At 70.8% G+C, this 5062-nt stretch carries 6 protein-coding genes and 1 pseudogene; 2 read left to right on the top strand and 5 right to left on the bottom strand.

Features of this window, described 5'->3' with window-relative positions; genetic code table 11:
* Positions 1-452 (bottom strand): helix-turn-helix transcriptional regulator (locus ACFW2E_RS41245; RefSeq protein WP_384475578.1); only part of this gene is annotated, 452 nt, incomplete at its 3' end.
* 190 nt (positions 453-642) lie between these two features.
* Between ACFW2E_RS41245 and ACFW2E_RS41240 the strand changes: the two genes are divergently transcribed.
* Positions 643-1335 carry a hypothetical protein gene (locus ACFW2E_RS41240; RefSeq protein ID WP_384475575.1) on the top strand — a complete coding sequence of 231 codons (693 nt, stop codon included), beginning with the start codon at positions 643-645 and terminating at the stop codon, positions 1333-1335.
* A 118-nt stretch (positions 1336-1453) separates the two neighbouring features.
* Positions 1454-2203, top strand: a complete 750-nt coding sequence (locus ACFW2E_RS41235) for a hypothetical protein (RefSeq protein WP_384475572.1) — start codon at positions 1454-1456, stop codon at positions 2201-2203.
* 22 nt (positions 2204-2225) lie between these two features.
* On the opposite strand, the gene ACFW2E_RS41230 is transcribed toward ACFW2E_RS41235, so the two are convergent.
* The 4 genes and pseudogenes from ACFW2E_RS41230 to ACFW2E_RS41215 form a co-directional block, all read right to left on the bottom strand.
* Positions 2226-2969: a GNAT family N-acetyltransferase gene (locus tag ACFW2E_RS41230; protein ID WP_384475569.1), complete on the bottom strand. Its 744-nt coding sequence runs from the start codon at positions 2967-2969 to the stop codon at positions 2226-2228.
* A gap of 157 nt (positions 2970-3126) precedes the next feature.
* Positions 3127-3909, bottom strand: coding sequence for an HNH endonuclease family protein (locus tag ACFW2E_RS41225; RefSeq protein ID WP_384475566.1), 783 nt, complete (start codon positions 3907-3909; stop codon positions 3127-3129).
* Between the two features lie 7 nt (positions 3910-3916).
* On the bottom strand, positions 3917-4219 hold the full coding sequence (locus ACFW2E_RS41220) for a hypothetical protein (RefSeq protein ID WP_384475563.1): 303 nt from the start codon (positions 4217-4219) through the stop codon (positions 3917-3919).
* 192 nt (positions 4220-4411) lie between these two features.
* Positions 4412-4978, bottom strand: a pseudogene (locus ACFW2E_RS41215) (hypothetical protein); the annotation flags it as partial.
* Positions 4979-5062: the final 84 nt, after the last annotated feature.

The raw sequence follows: 5062 nt of genomic DNA, 5'->3' as shown, positions 1-5062 counted from the left end.
ACACCCCCCCCCCCCCCCCCCCGCGCGCCCCTCCCTACCACGCGCGCCCCAAGGTTCACATCGAAGCGCGGGTCGATCACCCGTTCCAGCACCGACGGCAGTTTCGCGGCCAGGCGCTCGTCGGAGCCGTCCGCGGCCTCCAGCCAGTCCGTGGGGCGTTCATGGATGAGCAGGAGCGCGCAGCCCGCGTGGACCAGGGCCGTGACGGGTCCCTCCGGGTGACCGGCGAGCTGCTGCCAGACGCGTTCACGCAGGGGGACCTCGGCGAGCTTGCCCTGCCTGCGCAGCCAGGCCTCGACCTCGGCGAGGGCGAAGGACGGGCTGGTCTCGGTGCCGCCGACGGGTTTGGGGAAGTCGGCGTGCCGGCGGCGCCAGTTGCTGACGGCGGCGCGGCCGACGCCGGCGAGCCGTGCGATTCCGGCGGCGGTCACTTCTGTCGCGTTGTCCTGCACCCGCCCCGCTCCCCTCGTCCCATGTGTGACGACGAGCATACCGGCCCGCGCGTGATCCACCCATTCACGGCGTGCACTTAACCAATCCTGTGAACCGTGTTGACTCGGTTCACAGGCTCTGGTCTGATTGACCCAGCGAACGAACGGCCGCCGGATGGAAGGTGGTCGCCGTCTCGGGGAGGGGACAGTCATGGGCATGAAGGGCAAGGTCGCGCTGGGCGCCGTCGCGGGGATCGTCGTCATCGGTGCCGTGTCGGCGAACGCCGGCAACAACGGGAGCGCCGGCGGGTCGGGCAGCAGCGACAAGGGCTCTTCGGCGGCCGCCGAGCACAAGAGCGGCGGCAAGAAGGACTCGGGCAGACCGGAGGCCGCCACGAAGAAGAAGGCCGCCATCGACGGGGACGGCGACTTCCGGGTCGGTTCGGACGTCAAGCCCGGCACCTACCGCACCAGCGGCAACGCCGACGACATGTGCTACTGGGAGCGCGCCAAGGACGCCTCCGGCGAGATGGACTCGCTGCTGGCCAACGACAATGTCAGCGGCACCAGTTACGTCACCATCAAGGCCACCGACAAACTGTTCAAGTCCAGCGGCTGCAAGGACTGGGAGGCCGTCGACCCGAAGGCGAAGGGTTCACCCGCCAGGGCGATGAACGGCGACGGCGGAATGTTCAAGGTCGGCACCGACATCGCCCCCGGGACCTACCGGTCCACCGGCAACGCCGACGACTCCTGCTACTGGGAGCGCGCCAAGGACGCCGAGCACGGGCTCAACTCGATCATCGCGAACAACAACGTGACCGGCACCGCCGTCGTCACCATCAGCCCCTCCGACGCCTACTTCAAGACCACCGGCTGCGGCAACTGGAAGAAGACCGCCTGAGCCGCCCGGCCCCGCCGCCGGATCCCCCGGCCGCCGCTTCTCCCGCGGCACCGGCCACACCACTCACCACACCGTTCTTCACACCTCTCTGTACACCTCTCTTCACCAAGGAACTCCCATGCGTCGCACCGCACTTGCCGCCCTCTGTCTCGCCGCCGCGGCCACCGCGGGGCTCACCGGCTGTCAGCCGGGGCAGGACAAGGCGGACAGCAAGCCGAAGGGTCCGTTCGCCGGGCTGACCGGAGGCGAGATCGCCGACCGTGCGATGAAGGCCACCACCGGGGCCTCCTCGCTGCGGATGAAGGGCGACGTCGCCGACGACGAGAGCAACGGCACCATCCAGATCGACATGGCGCTGAACAAGAAGGGCGAATGCGCCGGCACGATGAGCATGGGCGGGCAGGGCAAGGCCGATCTGATCAAGACCGGTGACACCGTCTACATGAAGTACGACGAAGCGTTCCTGCGCGCCCAGAGCAAGGGCGAGTCCAAGTCCGACACCGACGCGGCCGTGGCGATGCTGGCCGGCAAGTGGACCAAGATGGCCGCCAAGGGCCAGGACGCCAAGGACATCGCGGGCTTCTGCGACCTGGACTCGGTGCTCGGCGGCGCCGCGGACGTCAACTCGGACGCCACCCGCGGCAAGACGACCACCCTCGACGGGACACCGGCGATCGTCCTGCACGAGAAGGACGGCAAGGACCGGTACACGCTGTACGTCGCCACCGAGGGCAAGCCGTATCTGCTGAAGGTCGACAGCACGTCCGCCAAGGACCCGGTGCGCCTCTCCTTCAGCGACTACGACCAGCCGGTGCCCGCGAAGAAGCCCACCGGCAAGATCATCGACCTGGACACGCTGGGCGGCTGAGCCGGGATGCGGCGCCCGCCGCTCACAGCGGGTGCCGCATCCAGACGTTGGGCTCGACGTACACGGCGTATCCGCGCTCCGGTTCACAGCGGACCGGGACCAGTGCGCCGGGTACGTCGATGTCGCCCTCCGTGTCGAAGGGCAGCCCGGTCCAGCGCCGCCAGTCCTCCAGTGCGGCGGCCACGGTCATGGACGCCGGGGCCACCGAGTCGATGGCGGCCCCGGCCCTGGCGTGGACGCGCAGCCACGGATCGTGCGGCAGGCCGTCGGGGCGCACCCGGTACGCATACTCCCCCATCGGGGTACGGGGTTCCAGGTGCTTGGCGCTGGGACGGACCGGGGCGACGACCTCGTCGAAGCCGTGCGCCCGGGCGTTGTCGCGCATCGCGGAGAGCATCAGGGCGGACAGGCCCCGGCCCTGGGCGTGCGGGGCGACGACGACGGAGATCGCACTCACCGTGTCGGGACGGGTACCGCGCCGCCGGTCGGCGAAGGCCCAGCCGAGCACCTGGTCCCAGCCGCGGGCGGGCAGTGTGCCACGGCCCTCGGCGGCGAGTGAGAAGGGCACGCTGTAGCCGTGTGCGACCACTTCGCCCCGCTCGTCCTCGGCGAACAGCACGTACTCGGGCAGTTCGATCGGGATCCGGCCGTAGTAGGCACCGCCCACGGGGTCGTTGACCGTGAACTCCGGCCAGGTGTCGGCCATCCCGAGGACCTGTTCCAGCTTGCCGGGGTGCTCTGCGAGGCTCGCCACCTTCACGTCCATGTGAGGCACGGTAGGCGATGCGGACCGGGGCCGGGAAACGAAATTCACGCCTCCCGGCTGCCGCTTACGCCGTCCCCGGCCGCCGTCCTGGACTGGCCCACCACGAGTACCACGGCTCCCTCGGCCGACGGCTGGTACCGGCTGCGACCCGCCTTTGTCAGCCGCCGCACTGCTTCAGCATCATCCGCTTGTCCGCGACTGTCACCGCAAGGTCGTACTTCAGCGACACCTGGGCGAAACGCACCACGTAGGAGCAGCGGATCTGCTTGTTCGGGGGCAGCCAGGTCGCGGGTCCCGAGTCGCTCTTGGCGCCGTTGGTGGGGCCGTCCACGGGAATCAGGTTGAGCGGGTCGTTGGCGATGTCCTCTCGCTTGCCCTTCGTCCAGCGGGACGCACCCATCTGCCAGTCGTACGACAGCGGCATGACGTGGTCGATCTGCACCGCCGTGGCGTGGGACTTGGTCCACTCGATGGTCTTGCCGGTGTACGGGTCGTGCAAGGTCATGGAGGTGACGACACAGTCAGAACCGGCCCGGAAGCGGACTTTCTCGCCATCGCGCTTCAACAGATCGTTTCGCGAGTCACAGCCGTTGTGAGCGAAGGGGATGCCGCCTGGAGCCGAATCCATCCAGGCGTAGCCGAAGTTGTCCCTCTCGTATCCCGTCTTCGGCCCCCGTCCCCTGGTCGCCACTTTTTCGATCAACGACCGCGCCTTCTCCTCGTCCGCGGCCGAGGTGACCGCCGCCAGCCCCGGCTTCGTCCCATCTGGATTGTCCAGCGGGTTCGCGGCCCGGTCATTACCGGCAGCCGGGGCAGCGGAACCGGAGGGTCCACCATCCGCGGGTGAGGTCATGTCCTTGCAGCCGGCAAGGGTGAGCCCGGTGGCCAGCAGCGCGGTGGACAGCAGGAGGGCGCGCCTGCTTCGGACGCTGTGCCTCATGTGCCCGTCAGCATGCATGGCGCACCGCCCCCTGAACGAGCTGCGAAAACCCCGCGATCGTGCCGCGCAGCACCGGGACAACCCGGGTGCCGCAGGAGTCGGTGTCGGTGTCGGTCCAGGCGGTGCCGAACCGGGTCCGGGCGTAACCGGTCTTCGGGGCACGTCCCTCGACGGTCAGTGACCCGGCGGCGGTCAGGGCGGCGCCCCCGCCTCCCGGCCCGGAGGACCCCTCGGTCTGCCGGACCGTGCAGCCGGCCACGGCGGACGTCATGACGACGGCGGTGATGGCCCCGCCCTTCAGACGCGTCACGGCGCGCCCCCCTTGCCTCCCCTTGCACCGCCCCGCGCGGGCGGACTGCTCCTGACCCCACGGTAGCCGCAGCGTAGTCCGCTGTGGACAGGGCCCCGAGGGGCACTGGAGGCACGTCGGGCGTAGCGCCGGTCGTGTCCGGCGGTACGCCCGGCGGTGGAGCGGGTCGCTTTCGGACCCTGGCCGTCCGCGTCAGACCTTGCCTATCCCGAGGGTCGTCTCCGAGGGCAGCAGTCCGGAGGACAGGACCGCGACCCAGTAGTCGCCGAGGAGTTCGGTGAGGCGGTCGACCGCGGGCAGGCCGAGGGACTGCCAGGGGGTGACGGCCAGCCGGTCCGTGTGCTCCTCCACGGTACGGCGCAGCTCGCGGCCCGCCTCCGTGGCGATGCCGCCCTCGTCGACCAGGCCCCGGGCGGTCAGGCGCTCGCGCGCGGCCGCCCATTCCTCGGGGCTCCAGCCGCGGCTCTCGAAGCGTTCCACCGAGGCGGCGCCTGTCGCGGCGAAGGACACGAGCGCCTCGACCGGGTCGAGGCCGGCGACGAGCAGGGCCGCAAGGTGTCCGTCGCCGCGGTGCTCGCGCAGGATCGTCGCGGCGTGCCACAGCTGGAGGTGGGGGGCCTCGGGCCAGGGCAGCTCGGCGTTGGCGGCGGCGAGCGGGCGGCCCGCGGTGTTCACCGCCTCGGCCGCGCGCCGGGCCAGGGCCGCGGCCTCGGCGAGTTCGGGGCTGTCGACGCGGGCGACCGGTATCGAGCGGGTCGCCCCGGCCGCCCCCCCCCACCACGACACCAAGGACCCCCACCGCGGGGTCGGGTGGCAAGACGGGGGGGATGTGGTAGGGGGAGA

Source organism: Streptomyces sp. NPDC058964 (genome assembly GCF_042741275.1).
Classification (GTDB): Bacteria; Actinomycetota; Actinomycetes; order Streptomycetales; family Streptomycetaceae; genus Streptomyces.
This window is presented reverse-complemented; position numbering and strand designations above follow the sequence as displayed.

Excerpts from the sequence above, each read along its gene's own strand:
- ACFW2E_RS41235 (WP_384475572.1), top strand. The coding sequence starts at position 1,454 with ATGCGTCGCACCGCACTTGCCGCCCTCTGTCTCGCCGCCGCGGCCACC.
- ACFW2E_RS41240 (WP_384475575.1), top strand. The coding sequence starts at position 643 with ATGGGCATGAAGGGCAAGGTCGCGCTGGGCGCCGTCGCGGGGATCGTC.
- ACFW2E_RS41225 (WP_384475566.1), bottom strand. The coding sequence starts at position 3,909 with ATGAGGCACAGCGTCCGAAGCAGGCGCGCCCTCCTGCTGTCCACCGCG.
- ACFW2E_RS41230 (WP_384475569.1), bottom strand. The coding sequence starts at position 2,969 with ATGGACGTGAAGGTGGCGAGCCTCGCAGAGCACCCCGGCAAGCTGGAA.